The sequence below is a fragment of the Nocardioides sp. S5-5 genome (assembly GCF_054954065.1).
Window position 1 is genome coordinate 3,086,958 of the sequence record NZ_CP199913.1, and the last position, 20,665, is coordinate 3,107,622.

General features: G+C 71.7%; 26 protein-coding genes. 15 read left to right on the forward strand and 11 right to left on the reverse strand.

Going from position 1 to position 20,665, the window contains the following annotated elements; genetic code table 11:
• Window positions 1-79 precede the first annotated feature (79 nt).
• From ACUP6Y_RS14635 to ACUP6Y_RS14650, 4 genes are all read right to left on the reverse strand, one after another.
• Window positions 80-1,564, reverse strand: a complete 1,485-nt coding sequence (locus ACUP6Y_RS14635; protein ID WP_462551477.1) for an MDR family MFS transporter — start codon at window positions 1,562-1,564, stop codon at window positions 80-82.
• 203 nt (window positions 1,565-1,767) lie between these two features.
• Window positions 1,768-2,745 carry a zinc-binding dehydrogenase gene (locus ACUP6Y_RS14640; protein WP_462551478.1) on the reverse strand — a complete coding sequence of 326 codons (978 nt, stop codon included), beginning with the start codon at window positions 2,743-2,745 and terminating at the stop codon, window positions 1,768-1,770.
• 27 nt (window positions 2,746-2,772) lie between these two features.
• Window positions 2,773-3,966, reverse strand: a complete 1,194-nt coding sequence (locus ACUP6Y_RS14645) for an NAD(P)-dependent malic enzyme (protein ID WP_462551479.1) — start codon at window positions 3,964-3,966, stop codon at window positions 2,773-2,775.
• Window positions 3,967-4,018: 52 nt separating this feature from the next.
• The gene (locus tag ACUP6Y_RS14650; RefSeq protein ID WP_462551480.1) at window positions 4,019-4,342 is read right to left on the reverse strand and encodes a S24 family peptidase; all 324 of its coding nucleotides are present in this window, start codon (window positions 4,340-4,342) and stop codon (window positions 4,019-4,021) included.
• A gap of 59 nt (window positions 4,343-4,401) precedes the next feature.
• On the opposite strand from ACUP6Y_RS14650, the gene sodN reads away from it, so the two are divergent.
• The 6 genes from sodN to ACUP6Y_RS14680 all read left to right on the forward strand — a co-directional run bounded on the left by sodN (window position 4,402) and on the right by ACUP6Y_RS14680 (window position 8,824).
• A complete protein-coding gene (gene sodN / locus ACUP6Y_RS14655) occupies window positions 4,402-4,815 on the forward strand; it encodes a superoxide dismutase, Ni (RefSeq protein ID WP_462551482.1) in 414 nt (137 codons plus the stop codon).
• A gap of 210 nt (window positions 4,816-5,025) precedes the next feature.
• Entirely contained in the window at window positions 5,026-5,826 is an 801-nt protein-coding gene (locus ACUP6Y_RS14660) for a hypothetical protein (protein ID WP_462551483.1), read from the forward strand.
• A 186-nt stretch (window positions 5,827-6,012) separates the two neighbouring features.
• Window positions 6,013-6,582 carry a hypothetical protein gene (locus ACUP6Y_RS14665; RefSeq protein WP_462551484.1) on the forward strand — a complete coding sequence of 190 codons (570 nt, stop codon included), beginning with the start codon at window positions 6,013-6,015 and terminating at the stop codon, window positions 6,580-6,582.
• Between the two features lie 99 nt (window positions 6,583-6,681).
• Window positions 6,682-7,104: an ATP-binding protein gene (locus ACUP6Y_RS14670; protein WP_462551485.1), complete on the forward strand. Its 423-nt coding sequence runs from the start codon at window positions 6,682-6,684 to the stop codon at window positions 7,102-7,104.
• Entirely contained in the window at window positions 7,101-7,916 is an 816-nt protein-coding gene (locus ACUP6Y_RS14675) for an RNA polymerase sigma factor SigF (RefSeq protein ID WP_462551486.1), read from the forward strand. Before ACUP6Y_RS14670 ends, ACUP6Y_RS14675 begins: the two co-directional genes overlap by 4 nt.
• A 134-nt stretch (window positions 7,917-8,050) precedes the next feature.
• Complete coding sequence (locus tag ACUP6Y_RS14680) at window positions 8,051-8,824, forward strand: hypothetical protein (protein ID WP_462551487.1); 774 nt, start codon at window positions 8,051-8,053, stop codon at window positions 8,822-8,824.
• A gap of 62 nt (window positions 8,825-8,886) precedes the next feature.
• Here the strand turns inward: ACUP6Y_RS14680 and ACUP6Y_RS14685 are convergent, their stop codons facing one another.
• Window positions 8,887-9,288, reverse strand: a complete 402-nt coding sequence (locus ACUP6Y_RS14685; protein WP_462551488.1) for a hypothetical protein — start codon at window positions 9,286-9,288, stop codon at window positions 8,887-8,889.
• Between the two features lie 188 nt (window positions 9,289-9,476).
• Between ACUP6Y_RS14685 and ACUP6Y_RS14690 the strand changes: the two genes are divergently transcribed.
• Window positions 9,477-9,731, forward strand: coding sequence for a WhiB family transcriptional regulator (locus ACUP6Y_RS14690; RefSeq protein ID WP_038678054.1), 255 nt, complete (start codon window positions 9,477-9,479; stop codon window positions 9,729-9,731).
• A 21-nt stretch (window positions 9,732-9,752) separates the two neighbouring features.
• Here the strand turns inward: ACUP6Y_RS14690 and ACUP6Y_RS14695 are convergent, their stop codons facing one another.
• On the reverse strand, window positions 9,753-11,231 hold the full coding sequence (locus ACUP6Y_RS14695; protein ID WP_462551489.1) for a sensor histidine kinase: 1,479 nt from the start codon (window positions 11,229-11,231) through the stop codon (window positions 9,753-9,755).
• 111 nt (window positions 11,232-11,342) lie between these two features.
• Between ACUP6Y_RS14695 and ACUP6Y_RS14700 the strand changes: the two genes are divergently transcribed.
• The 5 genes from ACUP6Y_RS14700 (at window position 11,343) to ACUP6Y_RS14720 (ending at window position 15,027) form a co-directional block, all read left to right on the forward strand.
• Entirely contained in the window at window positions 11,343-12,200 is an 858-nt protein-coding gene (locus ACUP6Y_RS14700) for a DUF2785 domain-containing protein (RefSeq protein WP_462551490.1), read from the forward strand.
• A gap of 60 nt (window positions 12,201-12,260) precedes the next feature.
• A complete protein-coding gene (locus ACUP6Y_RS14705) occupies window positions 12,261-13,952 on the forward strand; it encodes an acetolactate synthase (protein WP_462551491.1) in 1,692 nt (563 codons plus the stop codon).
• Window positions 13,953-13,954: 2 nt separating this feature from the next.
• A complete protein-coding gene (locus ACUP6Y_RS14710) occupies window positions 13,955-14,338 on the forward strand; it encodes a thioesterase family protein (RefSeq protein ID WP_462551492.1) in 384 nt (127 codons plus the stop codon).
• 100 nt (window positions 14,339-14,438) lie between these two features.
• On the forward strand, window positions 14,439-14,873 hold the full coding sequence (locus ACUP6Y_RS14715; protein ID WP_462551493.1) for a kinetochore Spc7 family protein: 435 nt from the start codon (window positions 14,439-14,441) through the stop codon (window positions 14,871-14,873).
• A gap of 79 nt (window positions 14,874-14,952) precedes the next feature.
• On the forward strand, window positions 14,953-15,027 hold the full coding sequence (locus ACUP6Y_RS14720; RefSeq protein ID WP_370249596.1) for a 50S ribosomal protein bL37: 75 nt from the start codon (window positions 14,953-14,955) through the stop codon (window positions 15,025-15,027).
• A gap of 104 nt (window positions 15,028-15,131) precedes the next feature.
• On the opposite strand, the gene ACUP6Y_RS14725 is transcribed toward ACUP6Y_RS14720, so the two are convergent.
• The 5 genes from ACUP6Y_RS14725 to ACUP6Y_RS14745 are packed head-to-tail and all read right to left on the reverse strand — an operon-like array spanning window position 15,132 to window position 17,779.
• Window positions 15,132-15,257 (reverse strand): hypothetical protein, encoded by a 126-nt coding sequence (locus ACUP6Y_RS14725; RefSeq protein ID WP_462551494.1) that lies wholly within the window; start codon window positions 15,255-15,257, stop codon window positions 15,132-15,134.
• Between the two features lie 19 nt (window positions 15,258-15,276).
• On the reverse strand, window positions 15,277-15,582 hold the full coding sequence (rsrA, locus tag ACUP6Y_RS14730) for a mycothiol system anti-sigma-R factor (protein WP_462551495.1): 306 nt from the start codon (window positions 15,580-15,582) through the stop codon (window positions 15,277-15,279).
• Window positions 15,582-16,295 (reverse strand): sigma-70 family RNA polymerase sigma factor, encoded by a 714-nt coding sequence (locus tag ACUP6Y_RS14735; protein ID WP_462551496.1) that lies wholly within the window; start codon window positions 16,293-16,295, stop codon window positions 15,582-15,584. The genes rsrA and ACUP6Y_RS14735 overlap by 1 nt, the downstream gene beginning before the upstream one ends.
• 42 nt (window positions 16,296-16,337) lie before the next feature.
• Window positions 16,338-16,997: an alpha/beta hydrolase family protein gene (locus ACUP6Y_RS14740; RefSeq protein ID WP_462551497.1), complete on the reverse strand. Its 660-nt coding sequence runs from the start codon at window positions 16,995-16,997 to the stop codon at window positions 16,338-16,340.
• Window positions 16,994-17,779 carry an SOS response-associated peptidase gene (locus ACUP6Y_RS14745; RefSeq protein WP_462551498.1) on the reverse strand — a complete coding sequence of 262 codons (786 nt, stop codon included), beginning with the start codon at window positions 17,777-17,779 and terminating at the stop codon, window positions 16,994-16,996. Before ACUP6Y_RS14745 ends, ACUP6Y_RS14740 begins: the two co-directional genes overlap by 4 nt.
• Window positions 17,780-17,829: 50 nt before the next feature.
• Here ACUP6Y_RS14745 and ACUP6Y_RS14750 point away from each other — a divergent pair, with 50 nt between their 5' ends.
• Genes ACUP6Y_RS14750 through rsgA form a run of 3 tightly spaced genes read left to right on the forward strand, consistent with a single transcriptional unit; the run spans window position 17,830 to window position 20,662 of the window.
• The gene (locus ACUP6Y_RS14750) at window positions 17,830-18,342 is read left to right on the forward strand and encodes a DoxX family protein (RefSeq protein ID WP_462551499.1); all 513 of its coding nucleotides are present in this window, start codon (window positions 17,830-17,832) and stop codon (window positions 18,340-18,342) included.
• Between the two features lie 11 nt (window positions 18,343-18,353).
• Window positions 18,354-19,652 carry a 3-phosphoshikimate 1-carboxyvinyltransferase gene (gene aroA / locus ACUP6Y_RS14755; protein WP_462551500.1) on the forward strand — a complete coding sequence of 433 codons (1,299 nt, stop codon included), beginning with the start codon at window positions 18,354-18,356 and terminating at the stop codon, window positions 19,650-19,652.
• An 8-nt stretch (window positions 19,653-19,660) separates the two neighbouring features.
• Window positions 19,661-20,662, forward strand: a complete 1,002-nt coding sequence (gene rsgA / locus ACUP6Y_RS14760) for a ribosome small subunit-dependent GTPase A (RefSeq protein WP_462551501.1) — start codon at window positions 19,661-19,663, stop codon at window positions 20,660-20,662.
• The last annotated feature ends 3 nt before the right edge of the window (window positions 20,663-20,665 follow it).

The window sequence follows — 20,665 nt, forward strand, 5'->3', positions numbered from 1 at the left end:
CAGGCACCTCAAGCCCCACCTGTCGCAGCGCATGGATCCCCGGACATCCGGGGATCCATGCAGCCTGCGTGCCAGTCCGTCAGTGCCCGCCGGGCGCACCAGCCGGCGTGTTCGCCTTCGACGGCAGCAGCAGCGACATCGCGATCACCACGAGGCCGATCACGGCGCCCGTGAAGAACGCCCACTGCAGGCCGCCCATGAAGGCGCCGGCCGGGCTCGCGCCACCCTCGGCGAGGTGATCGCTGCGGTTGGTCATGATCACGACCAGCAGGGCGGTGCCGATGGCGCCGGCGACCTGCTGGAGGGTGCCGAGCAACGAGCTGCCGTGGGAGTACAGCTGCGGGGCGAGGTCGCCCAGGCCGATGGTGAAGACCGGCGTGAAGATGGTGGCCAGGCTGGCCATCAGGGCGACGTGGAGCGCCACCAGCAGCACGTACGGCGTGTCGACGCCGATCCGGCTCAGCGCGAACAGAAGCGCGACCATCACCACCGAGCCGGGGATGACCAGCGGACGGGCGCCGATCCGGTCGAAGACCTTGCCGACCTGGGGGCCGAGCAGGCCCATGGCCAGGCCGCCGGGCATGACCAGCAGGCCGGTCTGCAGCTCGCTGAGGCCGCGCAGGTTCTGGAAGTAGAGCGGCAGCAGGAGCATCGAGCCGAGGAAGGCCATGAAGCCGGCCGACATCAAGATCAGCGACACCGTGAAGTTGCGGACCTTCAGGGTGCGCAGGTCCATCAGCGGACGGTCCGAGCGCTGCAGGTGGAGCTGGTAGAGCGCGAAGCCCGCGATCAGCACGACACCGCCGCCGATGAGCAGCGCCGGCTCGGGCCACTCGGCCTTGCCGACCTTGCTCAGGCCGAAGACGAAGGTGCTGAAGCCACCGGCAGCGAGCACCACGCTGAGCCAGCTGATCGGGCTGCGGTTGGTCTCGCCCACGTTCTCGAGCTGGCGGAAGCCGAAGAAGCCGACCAGGACCGCGATCGGAAGCACGACCACGAAGATCAGCCGCCACGAGCCGAAGTGGAGCAGGATGCCGGAGACCGCCGGGCCCAGCGCCGGGGCACAGGACATGGCGAGGGTCATCTGGCCCATCACGCGGCCGCGGTCCTCGACGGCCACGACCGTCATCAGGGTGGTCATCAGCAGCGGCATCATCACCGCCGTGCCGCCGGCCTGGACGACCCGGCCCACGAGCAGCACGCCGAAGGTCGGAGCCACGGCAGCGACGAGGGTGCCGACGCTGAAGGTGACCATCGCGGTGGCGTACGCCGCGCGCGTGGTCACCCGCTGGAGGAACCAGCCGGTCACCGGGATGACCGCGGCCATCGTCAGCATGAACACGGTCAACGACCACTGCGCGGTCGTCTCGGTGATGTGGAAGTCGGCCATCAACCGCGGGACCGCGTTGACCAGGGTGGTCTCGTTGAGGATCACGACGAAGGTCGCCGCGACCAGCAGCTTGATGACGAGCGGAGTCCGTCCCGGGGTCGCCGGGGCGCGCGTGAACTCCTGCTCGAACTCGGCGATGTCGCCGGTGTCTGCGGGTCCGGAGGGCGCAGTCATGACAGGTCCTATCGATCGGGTGGCAGGGGCCGGCGGTGGCCGACCCCATGACGCCGGAGGGCTCGGGCTGGCCGTCGCTTCATCTCTACGACGAACCGGCCGTCACCGATTCGACACGGCGGACCGGGGAAATTCATCGGCCCGCCCCATCGGGCGCTGACAGGAGTCAATCGTCCAGCACCGACAGTCATTCCCGCCAATGGTTAACTGCGCGTGAAGACGACCTTCCCGAACACGTCGCCGCCGGCCATCGCGGCGAACCCGTCGCGGGCCTCGGTCATCGGCAGCACTCGGTCGATGACCGGCCGCACGCCGGTGCTGTCGAGCAGGTTGACCAGCGCGGCCAGCTCGCCGCGGGTGCCCATGGTGGAGCCGATGACGCTGAGCTGGAGGAAGAAGATCCGGGTCAGCTCGGCGTCGTCGAGGTTCGGCCCGGAGGTCGTGCCCGAGGTCACGATGCGACCGCCGGGGCGCAGCGCCCGGATGGAGTGCGACCAGGTCGCGCGGCCGACGGTCTCCATCACCGCGTCGACCTTCTCGGGCAGCCGGGCGCCGGACTCGAACGCCTCATGGGCCCCGAGATCGAGCGCCTTGGCCCGCTTCGACTCGTCGCGGCTGGTGGCCAGCACCCGCAGGCCGCCGGCCCGCGCCAGCGCGATCAGCGCGGTCGCGACCCCCCCGCCGGCGCCCTGCACCAGCACCGTCTCGCCCGCCTTCAGCGCGCCCTGCGTGAACAGCATCCGATACGCCGTCAGCCACGCCGTCGGCAGGCAGGCGGCCTCCTCGAAGGACAGCGAGGCGGGCTTGGGCACGACATTGCGCCGCGGCACGATCACCTTGTCGGCGAAGGTGCCCTGGTGCCGCTCGGAGAGCAGTGAGCGGCGCGGGTCGAAGGTCTCGTCGCCGCTCCAGTCCGGGTCCGACACCACGGCATGCACGACGACCTCGTTGCCGTCCTCGTCGTACCCCGCCGCGTCGCAGCCCAGGATCATCGGCAGCGCCTCGGCCTTCAGGCCCACGCCGCGCAGCGACCACAGGTCGTGGTGGTTGAGCGAGGCCGCCCTGACGGTGATCGTGGTCCACCCGTCGGGAGCGACCGGGTCGGGGCGCTCCCCGAGCACGAGGCCGCTCAGCGGGTCGTCGGCGGAGCTGGCGAAGGAGTCGGCATACACGGCGAACATGGACCCCAACCTAGCGGTGTCGCGCTGTCAGATCCGGGCGACACCATCTCGTCGTGCGGCGTCGGCCACAGCGGCGGCCACGGCCGGCCCGACCCGCGGGTCGAACGGCGACGGGATGACCAGGTCCTCGGAGAGGTCGTCGCCCACCAAGGCGGCGAGCGCGTCGGCCGCGGCGACCTTCATGCCCTCGGTGATCGCGCTGGCATGCACGTCGAACGCGCCCCGGAAGATGCCCGGGAAGGCCAGCACGTTGTTGATCTGGTTGGGGAAGTCGGAGCGACCGGTCGCGACGACCCGCGCATGGCGGTGCGCCACGTCGGGGTGGACCTCGGGGTTGGGGTTGGCCATCGCGAAGATGATCGCGTCGTCGGCCATGGTGGCGACGACCTCCTCGGGCACGGTGCCGCCGGAGACGCCGATGTAGACGTCGGCGCCGTCGAAGGCCTCGGCCAGGGTGCCGCGGCGGCCGCACTGGTCGGCGGTGAGCTCGGCGAGGGCCTTCTTGGCCGGCGTCAGGTCGGTGCGGTCGGAGCTGACCACGCCCTTGCGGTCGGTGACCGCGATGTCCTTGATGCCGGCGGCGAGCAGGATCTTCGCGATCGCGACGCCCGCGGCACCGGCGCCGGAGATGACCACGCGGGTCGACTCCGGGGTACGACCGGTGAGCCTGAGCGCGTTGACCAGCGCGGCCAGGGTGACCACGGCGGTGCCGTGCTGGTCGTCGTGGAAGACCGGGATGTCGAGGGCCTCCTTGAGGCGGTCCTCGATCTCGAAGCAGCGCGGGGCCGAGATGTCCTCGAGGTTGATGCCGCCGAAGCTCGGCGCGAGCCGGACGACGGTCTCGATGATCTCCTCGACGTCGGTGGTCGCCAGACAGATCGGGATCCCGTCGACGCCACCGAACTGCTTGAACAGGACCGCCTTGCCCTCCATCACCGGCATCGCGGCGGCCGGGCCGATGTCGCCGAGGCCGAGCACGGCGGTGCCGTCGGTGACGATCGCGACGGTGTTGGGGACCCAGGTGTAGTGACGGGTCAGCTCGGGGTCGGCGGCGATCGCCTCGCACACCTCGGCGACACCGGGCGTGTAGGCCAGCGAGAGCTGGTCGCGGGTGCTGACGTCGGCCGTCGGCGTGGTCGCCATCTTCCCGCCGAGGTGCAGATCGAAGACCGGCTCACCCGCGCGGGGGTGGGGGGAGGGAACGTCGTCAGCCACGATCATCCATCCTTTCACACCGCTCCGCGGGGCACCGGAGGTGTCCGCATGGGACAGGTCACAGCAGCCGCGGCCACGGCCACACCCGGGCCCGTACGACGCCCGCGACGTCCGCGTCCGGCACCTCACCGCGGTGGCGCGAGTCCACCCCCGCGCCGGCGTTGTCGCTGAGCAGCCACCAACCGCTCTCCCGGCGCTCCGCGACCCGCTTGACCGCGAGGGTGCCGTCGGCGAACCGGGCGACCACGATCCGGCCGGGACGGACCCGGGCGCCGTACGTGACCAGGAGGCGCTCGCCGGGCCGCAGCGCGGGCCGCATGGAGTCGCCCCGGACGACCGCGAGTCCGACGCGGCGCCGACCTCCCGTTGCCGCCCGATCCATGCCGAGTAGTGTCGCAGGCAGCATTTCCCTACCCACCCTGACTCTCTGAGAGGACCGACATGTTCTCCCGTCTCACCCGGGCCTTCGTTGCCCCCACCATCGACGTCTCCGCCCACTGCGACCTGCCGTGCGGTGTCTACGACCCGGCCCAGGCGCGGATCGAGGCGGAGTCGGTCAAGGCCGTCATCGCCAAGGCGCTCGACAGCGACGACCCGGACTTCCGCACCCGCGCGATCCTGATCAAGGAGCAGCGCTCGGAGCTGGTCAAGCACCACCTGTGGGTGCTGTGGACCGACTACTTCAAGCCCCCGCACTTCGAGGCGTACCCGCAGCTGCACACCCTCGTCAACGAGGCCACCAAGCTGGCCGGCGCCACCGGCACCAAGGGCACCCTCGACCCGGCCAAGGCCGACGAGCTGCTGGCGAAGATCGACGAGATCGCCGAGATCTTCTGGGCGACCAAGAAGGCCTGATCCCGACGGACTAGTCCATCCGGGCCATTGTGCCCAGGCCACACGGGCCGCACGTCCATTTCGGGCGTGCGGCCCGTGTTTTTGGTCCCAAGGACGCATCAGGTCCCTTAGCGTGACGCGGAGTCGGGCAAGTCGTTGCCTGCACGAAATCACCAACCGACCAGGGAGCACGGGGTCGGGGGGACCACACCATCGGAGGGAGAAGCCGCGATGCATCGCGCCCTTTTCAAGATGTTCATCGGCCTGGCGGTTGCGCTGGGCCTGACCTTCACGACGGCATCCGTCGCGTCTGCGGCTCCGGCCGCGCCCGCGCAGCAGCAGGTCGCGCCCGACTGTTCCGCCCAGGGCCAGGCGCTCACCAAGGCGTACAACAACTACGGCGCCGCCAACGCGTACGTCGCCGCGGCCGACGCCAAGGTCAAGAAGGTCAAGAAGAAGTTCAAGAAGGCCAAGAAGCACCACGCGCCGGCCAAGAAGATCAAGAAGCTCAAGAAGAAGCTCAAGAAGGCCAAGAAGGCCAAGCGCGCCGGCATCGCCTACCGCAACCAGACCATCGCCGCCTACAACGGCGTCTACTCGGCGTACGCGACCTGCAAGGGCCAGCCCGCCGCCGTCCCGCCGGCCACGCCGGAGCTGCCCATCCAGGCGTTGTGCGACGCGATCCCGCAGCTGCAGCAGCTGTGCGACCTCTTCCCGACCGTCCTCGACCCGCTGATGAGCACCTTCGACCAGCTCTGCGCCATGGCCCCGGCCGAGGCCAAGGGCCTGTGCGACGCGCTCAAGGCCGGCCTGACCAACCCCACCGGTCTGGTCGACATCCTCAAGGCGACCCTGGTCAACCTGGGTCTCGGCGACCTGGTCAGCCCGCTGAACCCGGTTCTCGACGCACTCGACTCGGTCCTCGACCTGCTGGCGGGCGGCCTGCCCAGCGGCCTGCCCAGCATCCCGGGCCTGCCGGCCGGCAGCAACCCGCTGTGCTCGCTCGGCCTGCCCCTCCCGGGCCTGTGCTGATCACGACCCGCTGAACGACGCCGCACAGGGCCCCCCGGGACGACGTCCCGGGGGCCCTGTGCGTCGAATCCTCGCCACGATGCCCTAGGGTGACTCCCGAGCCGGGCCTCCCATGCGCCCGGTCGATTCTCGGCTGTCGCCATGGGGGGCGAGCGGCCGCCGACTTCATCTGAGGGAGAAACCGGCATGAATCGTGCCTTGCTCAAGCTGATCCTCGGCATCGCCGTGGCGCTCGGCCTCACGCTGTCCGCCGCTCCGGTGGCCTCCGCCGCCCCGGCGGGCACCACCACCGAGCGCGCGGTCGACTGTGTCGCCCAGGCCAAGGCCGTCGACGTCGCGACGATCACCCGCTCCGCAGCCCGGATCAAGATCCAGGAGCTCAAGGCCAAGGTGATCAAGCTGCAGAAGAAGATCAAGAAGGCCAAGCGGCACCACCAGGCGGCCAAGGTCAAGAAGCTGAACAAGAAGCTCAACAAGGTCAAGCGCAAGATCCGCAAGACCAAGGTCCTGCGGGCCAACGCCGCCAAGGCCGTCAGCGGCACGATGACCCTGCTCGCCGCCTGCCAGGCCGGCAACGGCGTCCCGATCCCGAGCAGCAAGCCGGACAAGGACAACCTGCTCGACTACGTCGGCGACGCGCTCAACGAACTGGGCCTCGGGTTCCTGCTCGACTCGCTCGGTCTCGACGCTGTTCTCGACCTGCTCGACCAGACCGGCCTGCTCGACCTGCTGGGTCTGGGCGACCTGCGTCCCTGACGCGACCCGTCCCCGTCCAACGGCCGTGCCCTCGGGGGCACGGCCGTTGGCGTAGGGTCGTCCCGATCAGCTTCCCCACGCCAACCCGGAGGATGTGGCATGTCGGAGACGAGCAGCCCCGCTGTCGGCGGCACGACGGCCGCCGGACGCCCCGACGAGGTCGAGCTGCGACTCCCGGCCAACGGCGCCTACGCCTCGGTCCTGCGCACGCTGACCGCCGGCCTCGCCGCCCGCCTCGACTTCACCATGGACGACATCGAGGACCTGCGGATCGCGGTCTCCGAGGCCGCCGCCATGGTGCTCGACGAGGCCGACCCCGACTCCGTGCTCGAGTGCCGCTTCCGCCTCGGCGGCAACGAGCTGGCGCTCACGATCTCCGCCGACGCCCAGGAGCCGACCGCTCCCGACTACGAGAGCTTCGGCTGGCAGGTCCTCGCGACCCTCGCCGACGAGGCCTCGATCGACGCCGTCGCCGGGCACTACGCCGTACGTCTGCTCGTGCGGTCCTCGCTGGTGTCATGACCACGGACCTGTCTCGGGGTGGCGGCCAGCGCGGGCCGACGAACATCGAGCTGACCCGCCGGCGCAGCGCGGAGCTCTTCGTGGTGCTCCGCGACGAGGGTGCCTCCCCCGCCGAGCGCGACGTCGCCCGCGACTCCCTGGTCCACCTGCACCTGCCCCTCGTCGAGCACTGCGCCCGCCGGTTCCGCAACCGCGGCGAGCCCTACGAGGACCTGGTCCAGGTCGGCACCATCGGCCTGATCAAGTCCGTCGACCGCTTCGACACCGAGCGAGGCGTCGAGTTCTCGACGTACGCGACGCCGACGATCATCGGCGAGATCAAGCGCTACTTCCGCGACAAGGGCTGGGCGATCCGGGTGCCGCGGCGGCTCCAGGAGCTGCGGATGCAGATCAGCGCGTCCACCGCCGAGCTGACCCAGTCGCTGGGCCGCTCGCCGACGCCGCGCGAGCTCGCCGACGCGATCGGCTGCTCGGTCGAGGAGATCGTCGAGGGCCTCGAGTCGAGCAACGCCTACTCCACGCTCTCCCTCGACGCCACCGACGACGACTCCGACGGCGGCAGCGGCCAGAGCATGCTCGACGCGATGGGCGTCGACGACGAGGCACTCGAGCACGTCGAGATCCGGGAGTCGGTCAAGCCGCTGCTGGAGAACCTCCCTCCGCGCGAGAAGAAGATCCTGCTGCTGCGCTTCTTCAAGAACATGACCCAGTCGCAGATCGCCGAGGAGATCGGCGTCTCCCAGATGCACGTGTCCCGGCTGCTCAGCCGGACCCTGACCCAGCTGCGCGAGTCGCTCGAGTCGGAGGCCTGAGCGAGCGAGAGGAACGCTCACAGGACCCGACGTTTACCCGGACCCGCTCGGGGCAGGACCCCTGCGTCTCAATTCTTGACCGATTCCAGAGACCTCGTCATGCCCGGATCGGTCCTGTCTCGAAGGAGCCCTCCATGCGCAGGCTCGTCTCCGCCGGCGTCGTCGCGATCACCTCGCTCGCGCTCGCCACGCCCGCCCTGACGTCCACCGCCGCGGCGACCCCCGGCACCGCCGACTCGGCCGTCTCCACCGCCGTCGTGGCGGCGAAGGCCAAGCCCGGCAAGTTCAAGATCAAGAAGTCGGCCCCCGGCGTCCAGCCCGGCATCAGCAAGCTGGTCCTCACCGCCAAGGGACTCAGGGGCTCCGGCAAGGTGAAGTTCACCGTCACCGGCGACAACGGCGCGGTCGTCAAGAAGAAGGCCAAGGTCAAGAAGGGCAAGGCCAAGTTCACCGTGCCGGCGCTCGGCACCGGTCACTACCAGGTCAAGGCCAAGTTCAAGGGTCGCAAGGGCAAGACCAAGTTCGAGGTCTACGACTCGAACCTGACGCTCAACACCACCACCCTGACCTGCGACTACAGCTCGGCCACCGGCACCAAGCTCTCGGGCAGCGTGAAGTACAAGGGCGGACCGGCGACCTCGGGCTACGTCGACGTCTACCAGAACGGCAACGCCGCGGGCGGCTCGTCCTCGCCGTACCTGCTCGGCTTCCGCAGCGTGAACCCCGCCAACGGCACCTTCGACTTCAGCACCAGCTTCTGCTACTGGATCACCCGCGGCGGCTCCGGCAGCGCCCTGAAGACGGGCCTGAACGTCGGCTCGTACGTCTTCCAGGCGTACTACACCAAGGACGCCGGCTACGACGACTACTTCTCGTCGAACATCATCACGGTGAACGTGGTCCCCTGATCACTCGCCACCGCGACGGCCCGATCCCCTGCCCGGGGATCGGGCCGTCGCGTTCCCCGGGGCTACTCGTCCTCGCCGGGACGGTCCTCGAGGGCGGCGACGGTGTCGGGGTGGACCACGGCGACCACGACGGCCAGCGCGACCGCGGCCAGGCCGAGGGCGAGCAGCAGGTGCTCGCGCAGGTTCCAGGCCAGGCCGAGCACGATCAGCTGGGTGATCAGGACCGGGCCGCGCGCCCAGCCGCGCCGGCGCCACAGCGCCAGGGCGGCACCGATCAGCACGACGCCGTACGCCGCGAAGAAGACCGCGGTCGACAGGCCGAAGCCGAGCCGGTCGGAGGACACGCTGGCCAGCTCCAGGACCGCGAGGATGAGCAGCATCAGCCCCTGGACGGTGGCCAGCGAGGCGGCCACGGTCAGCTGCGGGGGGCGGTCGGACGGGTGGTCGAAAGGCCCTTCGGTCACCGCCGCAGCCTAGGCGGTGGGTGTCCAGCATCCGGTTGTGACCCAAGAGACCACCCGAATTGCTTGATTCGCGACGCAATCCTTGGAAACCTTGCCGGAGCGATCGTGAAGCCGTTCACTTTTGCGGCTTTCCGTGTGCCCGGTCGAGGGCATCCCCCCGGTAGTGAAGGAAGAGGGCTTTCCCACCCATGGATTGGCGACACCGTTCCGCATGCCTCGACGAGGATCCGGAGCTGTTCTTCCCGATCGGCAACACCGGCCCGGCGATCCTCCAGATCGAAGAGGCCAAGGCGGTGTGCCGTCGCTGCGACGTGCGCGAGCAGTGTCTCGCGTGGGCGCTCGAGGCGGGACAGGACCACGGTGTCTGGGGCGGCCTGAGCGAGGACGAGCGCCGCGCGCTCAAGCGCCGCAACGCCCGCGCCCGGGTCCGCACCCCCGTCTGACCGACGTCGTCCGCGCTCCGGTCACTCGACCGGGATGCTGAAGCCTGCCCGGGTGCCGCCGCCCGGCGCCTGCCCCAGCGTCAGGTGCCCGCCGAGCTCGGACTCCACGAGCGTGCGCACGATCGACAGGCCCAGGCTGGTCGCGGTGTCCAGGTCGAAGTCGTCGGGCAGCCCCCGGCCGTCGTCCTCGACGGCGACCTCGAGCACGGAGCCGTGCCGGGCGGCGTGGATCGCGATCTGACCTGCCGCGCCGGCGTCGTAGCCGTGCTCGGCGGCGTTCTGCATCAGCTCCATGACGACCATCGCCAGGGGCGTGGCGACCTCCGAGGCGAGCACGCCGAAGCTGCCCTCGCGGCGTACGCCGACCTGGGCGGTGGTCGAGCCGACGTCGACCACCAGCCGGGCGAGCCGGTCGGCGATGTCGTCGAACTCGACGGTCTCCTCGACGGCCTGGCTCAGCGTCTCGTGGACGATGGCGATCGAGCCGACCCGGCGCACCGCCTCCTCGAGGGCCGAGGCGGCCTCGGGCGAGTCGATCCGGCGGGCCTGGAGCCGCAGCAGCGCGGCGACCGTCTGCAGGTTGTTCTTCACCCGGTGGTGGATCTCGCGGATCGTGGCGTCCTTGGTGACCAGCTCGCGGTCACGGCGGCGCAGGTCGGTGACGTCGCGCAGCAGGATGATCGCGCCGATGTGGTCGCCCTTGGGCCGCAGCGGGATCGACCGCACGATCAGCGCCGCGCCGTCGCCGGGGCCGCCGGACGCGCCGAGCTCGGTGTCGCGGTGCGCCCGGCCCCCGAGGACCGCGCTGAGCGTCTCCTCGTCGGGCCGCAGCTTGGGCGGCACCAGCTCGCGGGTGAGGTCGGTCAGGCGGTGGCCGGTCAGGTCGCCGGTCAGCCCGAGCTTGCGGTACGTCGACAGCGCGTTCGGGCTCGCGTAGATCACCCGCCCGGCGGCGTCGACGCGCAGGAAGCCGTCGCCCACCCGTGGGGAGTCGGCGTGGTCGCTGCGCTGGGCCGTGGACGGGAACAGGCCCGCGGCGATCATCTGGGACAGGTCGGTGGCGGCCTGGAGGTAGTTGATCTCCAGCAGGCTGGGCGTGCGCACGCCGAGCAGGTTGGTGTTGCGGCTGATCACCGCGATCACGTGCCCGGCGCGTCGCACCGGGATCGCCTCGACCCGCACCGGCACGTCGTCGCGCCACTCGGGGTCGCCCTCCCGGGCGATCCGGCCCAGCTCGTAGGCGGCGTCGACCAGCTGCCGGCGGCCGGTGGGCGCGAAGCTGCCGACGATGTCGTCGACGTACGCCGTCGGGCCGGTGGTGGGACGCATCTGGTCCCCCGCCCAGAACCCGGCACCGCCCCGGTCGGGGAGCCACAGCACGAGGTCGGCGAAGGACAGGTCGGCGATGACCTGCCAGTCGGCCTGGATCAGCTGCAGCCAGGCGATGTCCGTGTCGTCGAGGTCGGTGTGACGCCGGGCGATCGCGGACAGGGAGGGCACGGACCCCAAGATAGGGCCTGCCCGATCGTCCCGACTTAGGGTCCCTTCACATTGTTTGGCAGGATAGGGCCCGGGGGAAGAAGGCTCGGCTGCTCCGGAGGGTGTGGGTTGATGGTGTCGGTGGATTGGGCGCGCCTCCAGCAGGCCCTCCGCGACGGCGACCGGCGCCCGCCGGCCGACCACCCGATCGGCGACCTGACTGCTCAGCTGACCCAGATGCTGGGCGACCCGGACCCGCAGGTGCGCGACGGGATGGCGTACTCCTTCCTGGCGACCTGGATCGAGCACGGCGCGTACGACGACCTGCTGGCCGGGCTCGGCGACGGGATGTGCGCGGGCCTGAACACCGGCATCGGCGAGCGCGACACCGACTCGGTGTTCCGGCGCAGCTTCTCGGTGCTGCTGCTGGCCGAGTGCATCCAGCGCGACACCCGGATCCGACGGCTGCCCCCGAGCAAGGTGCTGCACTGGGGTGACCGGATCGCGGCCTGGTACGTGCGGGAACGCGACCTGCGCGGCTTCGTGCCGGCCAAGGGCTGGGCCCACGCCGCGGCCCACGGCGCCGACGCGCTGGCCGCGCTGGCCGCCTCGCGGCACTTCGCGATGACCGAGCTGACCGTGCTGCTCGACGTGATCGCCGATCGAGTGCTCAACCCCGACACGCCCCCGCTGGTCCACGGCGAGCCGGACCGGATCGCCCATGCGGTGATGGAGGTGCTGCGCCGCGACCGGGTCCCGCTGAGCGTCCTGGAGCCGTGGGTGGTCCGCCTCGAGCAGGGGGCCCGCGCCAAGACCCGCGGCGGCCGCGACCCCTACCGCGCCACCGGCAACGCGCAGCTGGTGCTGCGCGCGCTGTACCTCCAGCTCACCATCTCGCCGCGCCACCCCGCCGTCCGTCCGGACCTGCTGCTCGCGCTGGTCGCCTCACTGCGCCGGGTGCATCCGTACTTCCTCGACGACGTCGGCTGACCGGAGCGCTGCCGAACATCTAGTCCGAGAATGGATCCCTTCTCGGACTAGGGTGCCGGGGTGACCACCAGCCCGGACACCGACCAGCTCACCGGCCACGCCGGCGAGATCGCCACCAGCGTCGCCCGCGCCCACGGCGTCGAGACGATGTTCACGCTCTCGGGCGCCCACGTGTTCCCGATGTACGACGGCGCCGTGAAGAGTCATGAATGGGGCAGGCAGGACGGCGGACCGCCGGTGCGGCTGGTCGACGTGCGCCACGAGCAGACCGCGGCGTTCGCGGCCGAGACGACCGGCAAGCTGACCCGGGTGCCGGGACTCGCCGTGCTGACCGCCGGGCCGGGCGTCACCAACGGGGTCAGCGCGCTGGCCCAGGCCCGGTTCGCGGGGTCGCCGATGGTCGTGGTCGGCGGCCGGGCGCCCAACAACCGCTGGGGCACCGGGGCGCTGCAGGAGATCGACCACCTCCCGATCGTGTCGTCGGTGACCAAGCACGCGGCGACCCTGATGACGGCGAACGACGTGGCGGCGGGCTTCGGCACGGCCTTCACCCAGGCGCGCAGCTCGCACCGCGGCCCGACGTACGTCGACGTCCCGTTGGACGAGTTCTTCAACGTCGGCACCGGCTCGGCGCCGACGATCGGGGACCTGCGCGGCGCGGAGCCGGACAGCGACGCGATCGCCCGGATCGCGGGGCTGATCGCGAGGGCGCAGCAGCCGGTGCTGATCCTGGGCACCGACGTGTGGGCCGACCACGCGGAGGAGGCGGCGCTGCGCCTGGTCGAGGAGATGCGGCTGCCGGCGATCACCAACGGAATGGGCCGCGGCGTGGTCCCCGGCGGCCATCCGCTGCTGGTGACCAGGGCCCGGAGCGCCGCGATCAACGGCGCCGACCTGGTGGTCGTGGTCGGCACGCCGCTCGACTTCCGGCTCGGGTACGGCGTCTTCGGCGGCAAGGACGGCGCCACCCCGGCCGCCGTCGTCCACATCGCCGACTCCCCCGGCCAGCTGTCCGGCCACGCCGAGCTCGCCGGCTCGGTGAGCGGTGACCTGAGCGCCGTCCTCGACGGGCTGCTGGCCGCCCTCGCCGGCGCCTCGCAGCCGGACCGCTCGGCCTGGCTCACCCTGCTCCGGGACACCGTCGCCGCGGCGAGCGCGCGAGACGCCGAGCTGCTCGGCGCGGAGGCCGACCCGGTGCATCCGGCCCGGATCTACGGCGAGCTGGTGCCCCGTCTGGCCGACGACGCGGTCGTGATCGGCGACGGCGGCGACTTCGTCTCCTTCGCGGGCAAGTTCGTGGAGCCGAGGCGCCCCGGCTGCTGGCTCGACCCCGGCCCGTACGGCTGCCTCGGCGCGGGCCTCGGCGCCGCGATCGCGGCCCGGATCGCGCGGCCATCGGCGCAGGTCGTGCTGCTGCTCGGCGACGGCGCCGCCGGTTTCTCGCTGATGGACGTCGACACGCTGGTCCGCCACGACCTGCCGGTGGTGATGGTGATGGGCAACAACTCCGCATGGGGCCTGGAGAAGGGCCCGATGCAGCTCCTCTACGGATACGACGTCGCGGCCGACCTGGCCCCGCGCACGGCGTACGACCAGGTGGTGGCCGCCCTCGGCGGCGCCGGCGAGACGGTCACCGACCCGCGCCAGATCGGGTCCGCGCTCGACCGGGCGTTCGCGGCGAACGTGCCCTACCTGGTCAACGTCATCACCGACGTCGACGCCGCCTACCCGCGCAGCACGTTCGGGATCTGAGCGTGACCGACGCCACCTTGAGGTTCACGGTCACCGACGACGACACCGCGCTGGCGGTCGGCTCCGGCAGCCTGCCCGTGCTCGGCACCCCGCGGCTCCTGGCCTGGTGCGAGGCCGCCACCTGCGCGGCCGTCGCGGACACGCTCGCCGACGGCGAGACCAGTGTCGGCACCCGGGTCGACCTCGAGCACCTCGCCGCCACCGCCGTCGGCGGCAGCGTGGAGGTCACCGCCCGCCAGGTCTATGCCGACGGCCGGCTGCGCCGCTATGCCGTGTCCGCGCGCGAGGTCGGCGCCCCGGCTCGGCCGGGCCGGCTCGTGGCCTCCGGCGAGGTGACCCGGGTCGTCGTCGACGCCGCCCGCTTCCTGGCCCGACTGCACGGGTGAGCCCCACGCCGGCCCCTTTGTCCACAGGTCCGGATGACAGGCTGGATCACCCGCGCCCGGCCTCGTAGGGTTCGTTGCTCCAGACAGTAAGGAGAAACTCGTGGCCATCAGCCAGCAGGAGATCGTGCGGCGACTCGACCAGAACCACAACGACGTCGTGGACGCCTACGCGCTGCTGACCGACGTCAAGGCGACCGTCGACGCGCACACCGTCGAGCTAGCCGGCATCAGGACCGACGTCGCGGAGCTCAAGACCGACGTCGCCGGCGTCAAGACCGACGTCGCGGAGCTCAAGACCGACGTCGCCGGGCTCAAGACCGACGTCGCCGGGCTCAAGACCGACGTCGCGGAGCTCAAGACCAACGTCGCGGGCGTCAAGACCGACGTCGCGGAGCTCAAGACCAACGTCGCGGGCGTCAAGACCGACGTCGCGGAGCTCAAGACCAACGTCGCGGGCGTCAAGACCGACGTCGCCGGCATCAAGGAGAGCCTCGCCGAGGTGCTGCGCCGGCTGCCGGAGCCGCCGGCGGCCTGAGCGTCCTCCGAGCCACCTGGATTTCGGGTTGAGCCGACCGGCTGAGAGAATGACTCGATTCACGACTTCAGGAGGAACCATGGGCAAGACCGGCCGCAAGCGCCGCGCGCGCCGCAAGAAGGGCGCGAACCACGGCAAGCGCCCCAACAGCTGAGCGCAGGCACCGACGAACCCCCGAGACCCTCGCGGTCCGGGGGTTCGGCTATTCCGGTGACGTCGAGGGCGAGCGGGTGGCAGCCCGCGGCGAACCAGGCGGCCTCACTCCGCCGCCGTGCCATCGCACGTGGTGGGCGCCGCTCGCTTGCACGATCCCTTGGAGTTACTCATCGACGCGGTCGCGGCGCCGATTCCGGAGGAGCAACCGGTGATGAGCACGGTCTTCATGACCGGATCATCGCGGCCCTCAGCCCTCGGTGATCCGGACCTGGACCTGCCGGATCTGGATCCGGACCCGCTCGCGAAGCTCGGCCGGGGCGGTCTCGCCGCAGGAGCGGGCGACGACGGCCTTGACGGTGCGCTGGAGGTCGTAGCGCTCCAGACAGGGGCTGCACGAGTCGATGTGGGCCCGGACCACGGCGCAGTCGCCGGCCTCGAGCTCGTTGTCGATCAGCCGCACGATCCGCTCGAGGAAGTCGGCACACTCGGCGTTGCTGGGATCGTCCGAGACGTGGACGTGCTCGTGCCCCGCGCTGTCGAAGGCGTCGGACATCACTTGCCCCCCTCGAGCGGAGCGTCGCCGCCGGAGCGGACGTAGTCGGAGAGCATGTCGCGCAGCTGGCGCCGGCCGCGGTGGAGGCGGGACATGACCGTCCCGATCGGGGTGTCCATGATCTCGGCGATCTCCTTGTAGGCGAAGCCCTCGACATCGGCGAGGTAGACCGCGAGCCGGAACTCCTCGGGGAGCCGCTGCAGCGCATCCTTCACCTGGCTGTCGGGGAGGTGCTCCAGGGCCTCCATCTCCGCCGACTTCAGCCCGCTCGACGTGTGCGACTCCGCACGCGCGAGCTGCCAGTCCTCGACGTCCCCCGTGTCGCCGGCGAGCGCCTGCTGCGGCTGGCGCTGCTTCTTGCGGTAGGAGTTGATGAAGGTGTTGGTCAAGATCCGGTACAGCCAGGCCTTCAGGTTCGTGCCGGGCCTGAACTGGTGGAACGCGGAGAACGCCTTGGCGAAGGTCTCCTGGACCAGGTCCTCGGCGTCGGCCGGGTTGCGGGTCATCCGCATGGCGGCGCCGTAGAGCTGGTCGAGGAAGGGCAGGGCGTCACGCTCGAAGCGCGCGGCCCGCTCCTCGGGGGTCTCCGACGCGACGTCGACGTCCTCGGGGTGGGAGGCGTCGGCGGCGAGGGACGAAAGATCGGAAATCTCGGTCATCGCGTCCCAGACTACGGTGCCCTCGATCCGGGGGCGCTCCAGCGTCGCGATCATGCAAGCCGAACGCCTCAGGCGCGAGCCGCATTCCCGACCACGTCACGCACGATCCACATTCCCGACCACGTCACGCACGATCCACTCCAGGGCCGACTCCACGACGATGCCCATCGCCTCGTCCTCGGACAGCGGCCCCCGTTTGGGTACGGCGAGCCCGTGGTCGGCTCCCGGGACCACGGCCAGGTCGGTGCCACCCGGCAGCGGGTCGGGGAACTCCTCAGGCCGGCCGAACGGGTCCCGCTCCCCCTGCACGACCAGCGTCGGCACCCCGGCCCCGGCGAGCTCGTCGAGCCGGGAGCGCTCCGGACGGCCCGGCGGGTGCAGCGGGAAGGACAGCGCCAGGCAGCCGGCGGCGCCCAGCTCCGTGGCGGTGCGGCAGGCCGAGCGGGCACCTGCGGAGCGGCCACCGAGGACCAGGGGCGTGCGGGTGCGCAGCGCCTTCGCTGCCGCGCGCAGTGCGACGTCGAGGGTGGCCGGTGGGCTGGCGACCTTGCGACCGGCCCGGCGCCAGGGCTGCTCGAAGCGGGCCACGCTGATCCCCTGGCCCGGCAGCTGGGCGGCGAGCGCCTCGAGGTCACGGGCCTCGATGCCGCCGCCGGCGCCGTGGCTGACGAGCAGGGTGGCCAGCGGCCGGCGGGCGCGGCGTACGACGAGCCGGCCCTCGCCGTACGGGGTCTCGACGATGCGCTCCTCGCTCACAGCAGAATCCCCTGTCCGTCGTCGTCGGGCTCGTCGGCGAACGGGATCGGCTCGACCAGCTCGGGTCCGTTGTTGGCGACACTGCCGACCGCCGTCGAGACGGGGTAGGCGGTCAGGCCGGTCTGCTGGGCGGGCCGCAGCCCGCGCAGCAGGCCGGGCAGGTCGGCGGCGGGGGTGCGCGGGTCGAGCCACTCGTGGCGCCGCTCGGCCTCGACGAGCAGCGGCATCCGGTCGTGGATCCGGCCGAGGTCGTCGGTGGCCTCGGTGGTCAGCACGGTGCAGGTCCAGCGGAACCGGTCCTCGGCGTCCTCGGCCTTCGCCGGGTCGCGCCAGATCTCGTAGAGGCCGGCCATCGCCAGGCTCGAGCCGTCGCCGGAGGTGATGAAGAACGGCTGCTTCTTGGCCTTCCCCCCGGCCGTCCGCTGGTGGGTCTCGTACCACTCGAAGTAGCCGTCGGCCGGCACCACGCAGCGCCGGGCGGCGAACGCCTTGCGGAAGGCGGGCTTCTCGGCGACCGTCTCCATCCGGGCGTTGATCATCCGGCTGCCGATGCTGGCGTCCTTGGCCCACGCCGGCACCAGCCCCCAGCGCAGCGCGCGGAGCTGGCGGACCGGCTCGTCGCTGGTGAGGTCGCGGGACACGCGCTCCATGACGACGTACACCTCGTCGGTGGGCGCGACATTCCACGACGGCGGGAGCGCCCGCTCCAGACGCGGGTCGAGCACGTCGAACTCCTCCGCGAGATCCTCCGGGCTCCGGCTGGAGGCATAGCGGCCGCACATGCGCAGCAATCTATCGGTCTGCCCGGACAGCGGCCGGGTACCGCCCGACCATGGCACTGAGCAGACTGATCGCCCGGCCGCTGCTGGCGTCGTACTTCCTGGCGAACGGCGTCCAGGACCTGCGCGAGGCGCCGGCGCTGGCCTCCCAGGCGGCGCCGGTCACCGAGACCCTGGCACCCGCGCTCGACAACGCGACGCCCGACGCCCTGTCCGTGCCCCACGACCCCGTGCTGTGGGTGCGGGCCAGCGGCGCGGTGCAGGTCGTCGCCGGCCTGGCACTGGCGACCGGCCACTTCCCGCGGCTCTCCGCCGCACTCCTCGGCGGCACCCTGGTGCCGTCGACCGCGACCCGGTACCGGTTCTGGGAGGCCACCGACAAGGAGCAGCGCCGCGAGCAGCTCACCCACTTCGTGAAGAACACCGCCCTCGCCGGCGGTCTGCTCATCGCGGCACTGGACACGGCCGGCAAGCCGGGGATCGCCTGGCGGGCCCGGCACGCCACCCATGACGCCCGCCGCGAGGCCGCGCTGGTGGGCGCTCGGGTCAAGGCCAGGATTCACTAGACTCCTGCGGGATGACGACTCCCGCCACGCACGCCGACCCTTGGCCCGCGCCCACCACGACCGGGCCGCTCGACGCGACAGTGACGCTGCCGGGCAGCAAGTCGCTCACCAACCGGGCGCTCGTGCTCGCGGCGCTGGCCGACGGGCCGTCCGTCGTACGCCGGGCGCTGCGCTCGCGCGACACCCTGTTGATGGCGCAGGCGCTGACCGCGCTCGGGGCCCGGGTGGACACCTCCGGCGAGGACTGGACGGTGACGCCGCTCGACGGCTCGGTGCCGGGCGACCGGGCGGCGGTGGACTGCGGCCTGGCCGGGACCGTGATGAGGTTCGTGCCGCCGGCGGCGGGGCTGGTGCGGGGCGAGGTGGCATTCGACGGCGACGCCCACATGCGCCAGCGGCCGGTCGGCGAGATCCTGTCCGCGCTGGAGGCCCTGGGACTGCGGATCGACAGCGCGGACGGGGCGCTGCCGTTCACCGTGCATGGGTCCGGCGCGGTGCCCGGCGGGACGGTCGTGATCGACGCGTCGGCGTCCTCGCAGTTCGTCTCGGCACTGCTGCTGGCCGGTGCGCGCTTCGAGGCGGGCGTCGACGTACGCCACGACGGCAGTCCGATCCCCTCGCTCCCTCACATCGAGATGACCATCGCGATGCTGCGCGAGCGCGGCGTCGCGGTCGACGACTCCGACGCGAACCGCTGGGCGGTGTCGCCCGGCCCGATCGCGGCACACGACGAGGCGATCGAGCCCGACCTCTCCAACGCCGCACCGTTCCTGGCACTCGCTGCCGTCTCCGGCGGCTCGGTCGTGGTCCGCGACTGGCCGTCGACCACGACCCAGGCCGGTGACGCGCTGCGCGACCTGCTGGCCCGGATGGGCTGCGACGTCGCGCGGGTCGAGGCAGGGCTGCGGGTCACCGGGCCGGCCGAGGGCTGGCGCGGACTGCAGGGTCTCGAGGCCGACCTGCACGACGTCGGCGAGCTGGCCCCGGCGATCGCGGCGCTGTGCGCGCTCGCCCGGACGCCCTCGCACCTCACCGGCATCGCCCACATCCGGGGCCACGAGACCGACCGGCTGGCGGCGCTGGCCCGCGAGCTGGGCGCGCTCGGCGCCGACGTCGACGAGCACCCGGACGGGCTGTCCCTGCGGCCCGCCACACTGACCGGAGGGGTGTTCCACACCTACGCCGACCACCGGATGGCCCACGCGGGCGTGATCGTCGGCGCCGCGGTCCCCGGGGTCCTGGTCGAGAACGTCGCCACGACCAGGAAGACCTTCCCCGACTTCGCGGGCTTCTGGTCCGGGCTGTTCTGAGGCCACCGATGCCGAGGTACGACGAGCACGACGTCGAGCACTACGACCGGCCGCGTCGTCGTACCCGCCCCCGCACCAAGGACCGCCCCGCCCACGACGACGCCGTCGAGGGACTCGTCGTCACCGTCGATCGCGGCCGGTTCACGCTGCTCATCGACGGCCGCACCGTGCTGGCGATGAAGGCCCGGCCGCTGGGCCGCAAGGGCGTGGTCGTGGGCGACCGGGTGCGGGTGGTCGGCGACGTGTCCGGCGCGGACGGCTCGCTCGCGCGGATCGTCCAGGTGCAGGAGCGGCGCAGCACCCTGCGTCGTACCGCTGACGACGACGACCCGGTCGAGCGCGTCATCGTCGCCAATGTCACCCAGCTCGTCGTGGTCACCGCCCTCGCCGACCCCGAGCCGCGGCCGCGCTGGATCGACCGTGCCCTGGTGGCGGCGTACGACGGCGGGATGGCGCCGCTGCTGTGCCTCACCAAGGCCGACCTGGAGGACCCCGAGACCCTGCTGGCGACGTACCGGTCGCTGGGGGTGCCGTGGGAGGTCACCCGCCGCGACACCGACCGCACGATCATCGGCCTGGACGCGCTGCACGACCGGCTGCGCGGCGAGACCAGCGTGCTGATCGGGCACAGCGGCGTCGGGAAGTCCACGCTCGTCAACGCGCTGGTCCCCGACGCGCGCCGCGAGACCGGGCACGTGAACGCGGTGACCGGTCAGGGCCGGCACACCTCGACGTCCGCGCTGATGCTGCCCCTGGCGGACGGCGACGGCTGGATCATCGACACCCCCGGCATCCGGTCGTTCGGGCTCGCGCACGTCCAGCCCGAGCACCTGATCGAGGCGTTCCCCGACCTCGAAGAGATGACCGAGGACTGCCCCCGCGGCTGCACCCACGGCGACGACGAGCCGGAGTGCGGGCTCGACGAGGCGGTCGCGGCCGGCGAGGCCGACCCGGAGCGGGTGGCGTCCTTCCGGCGGCTGCTCGCCGCGCGGTCGGTCACCGACTACTGAGTC

What these genes read in the sequence shown, in the direction of transcription:
- ACUP6Y_RS14635 (WP_462551477.1), bottom strand. Translation starts at nt 1,564, where the DNA reads ATGACTGCGCCCTCCGGACCCGCAGACACCGGCGACATCGCCGAGTTC.
- ACUP6Y_RS14640 (WP_462551478.1), bottom strand. Translation starts at nt 2,745, where the DNA reads ATGTTCGCCGTGTATGCCGACTCCTTCGCCAGCTCCGCCGACGACCCG.
- ACUP6Y_RS14645 (WP_462551479.1), bottom strand. Translation starts at nt 3,966, where the DNA reads ATGATCGTGGCTGACGACGTTCCCTCCCCCCACCCCCGCGCGGGTGAG.
- ACUP6Y_RS14650 (WP_462551480.1), bottom strand. Translation starts at nt 4,342, where the DNA reads ATGGATCGGGCGGCAACGGGAGGTCGGCGCCGCGTCGGACTCGCGGTC.
- sodN (WP_462551482.1), top strand. Translation starts at nt 4,402, where the DNA reads ATGTTCTCCCGTCTCACCCGGGCCTTCGTTGCCCCCACCATCGACGTC.
- ACUP6Y_RS14660 (WP_462551483.1), top strand. Translation starts at nt 5,026, where the DNA reads ATGCATCGCGCCCTTTTCAAGATGTTCATCGGCCTGGCGGTTGCGCTG.
- ACUP6Y_RS14665 (WP_462551484.1), top strand. Translation starts at nt 6,013, where the DNA reads ATGAATCGTGCCTTGCTCAAGCTGATCCTCGGCATCGCCGTGGCGCTC.
- ACUP6Y_RS14670 (WP_462551485.1), top strand. Translation starts at nt 6,682, where the DNA reads ATGTCGGAGACGAGCAGCCCCGCTGTCGGCGGCACGACGGCCGCCGGA.
- ACUP6Y_RS14675 (WP_462551486.1), top strand. Translation starts at nt 7,101, where the DNA reads ATGACCACGGACCTGTCTCGGGGTGGCGGCCAGCGCGGGCCGACGAAC.
- ACUP6Y_RS14680 (WP_462551487.1), top strand. Translation starts at nt 8,051, where the DNA reads ATGCGCAGGCTCGTCTCCGCCGGCGTCGTCGCGATCACCTCGCTCGCG.
- ACUP6Y_RS14690 (WP_038678054.1), top strand. Translation starts at nt 9,477, where the DNA reads ATGGATTGGCGACACCGTTCCGCATGCCTCGACGAGGATCCGGAGCTG.
- ACUP6Y_RS14700 (WP_462551490.1), top strand. Translation starts at nt 11,343, where the DNA reads ATGGTGTCGGTGGATTGGGCGCGCCTCCAGCAGGCCCTCCGCGACGGC.
- ACUP6Y_RS14725 (WP_462551494.1), bottom strand. Translation starts at nt 15,257, where the DNA reads ATGAAGACCGTGCTCATCACCGGTTGCTCCTCCGGAATCGGCGCCGCG.
- rsrA (WP_462551495.1), bottom strand. Translation starts at nt 15,582, where the DNA reads ATGTCCGACGCCTTCGACAGCGCGGGGCACGAGCACGTCCACGTCTCG.
- ACUP6Y_RS14735 (WP_462551496.1), bottom strand. Translation starts at nt 16,295, where the DNA reads ATGATCGCGACGCTGGAGCGCCCCCGGATCGAGGGCACCGTAGTCTGG.
- ACUP6Y_RS14745 (WP_462551498.1), bottom strand. Translation starts at nt 17,779, where the DNA reads ATGTGCGGCCGCTATGCCTCCAGCCGGAGCCCGGAGGATCTCGCGGAG.
- ACUP6Y_RS14750 (WP_462551499.1), top strand. Translation starts at nt 17,830, where the DNA reads ATGGCACTGAGCAGACTGATCGCCCGGCCGCTGCTGGCGTCGTACTTC.
- aroA (WP_462551500.1), top strand. Translation starts at nt 18,354, where the DNA reads ATGACGACTCCCGCCACGCACGCCGACCCTTGGCCCGCGCCCACCACG.
- rsgA (WP_462551501.1), top strand. Translation starts at nt 19,661, where the DNA reads ATGCCGAGGTACGACGAGCACGACGTCGAGCACTACGACCGGCCGCGT.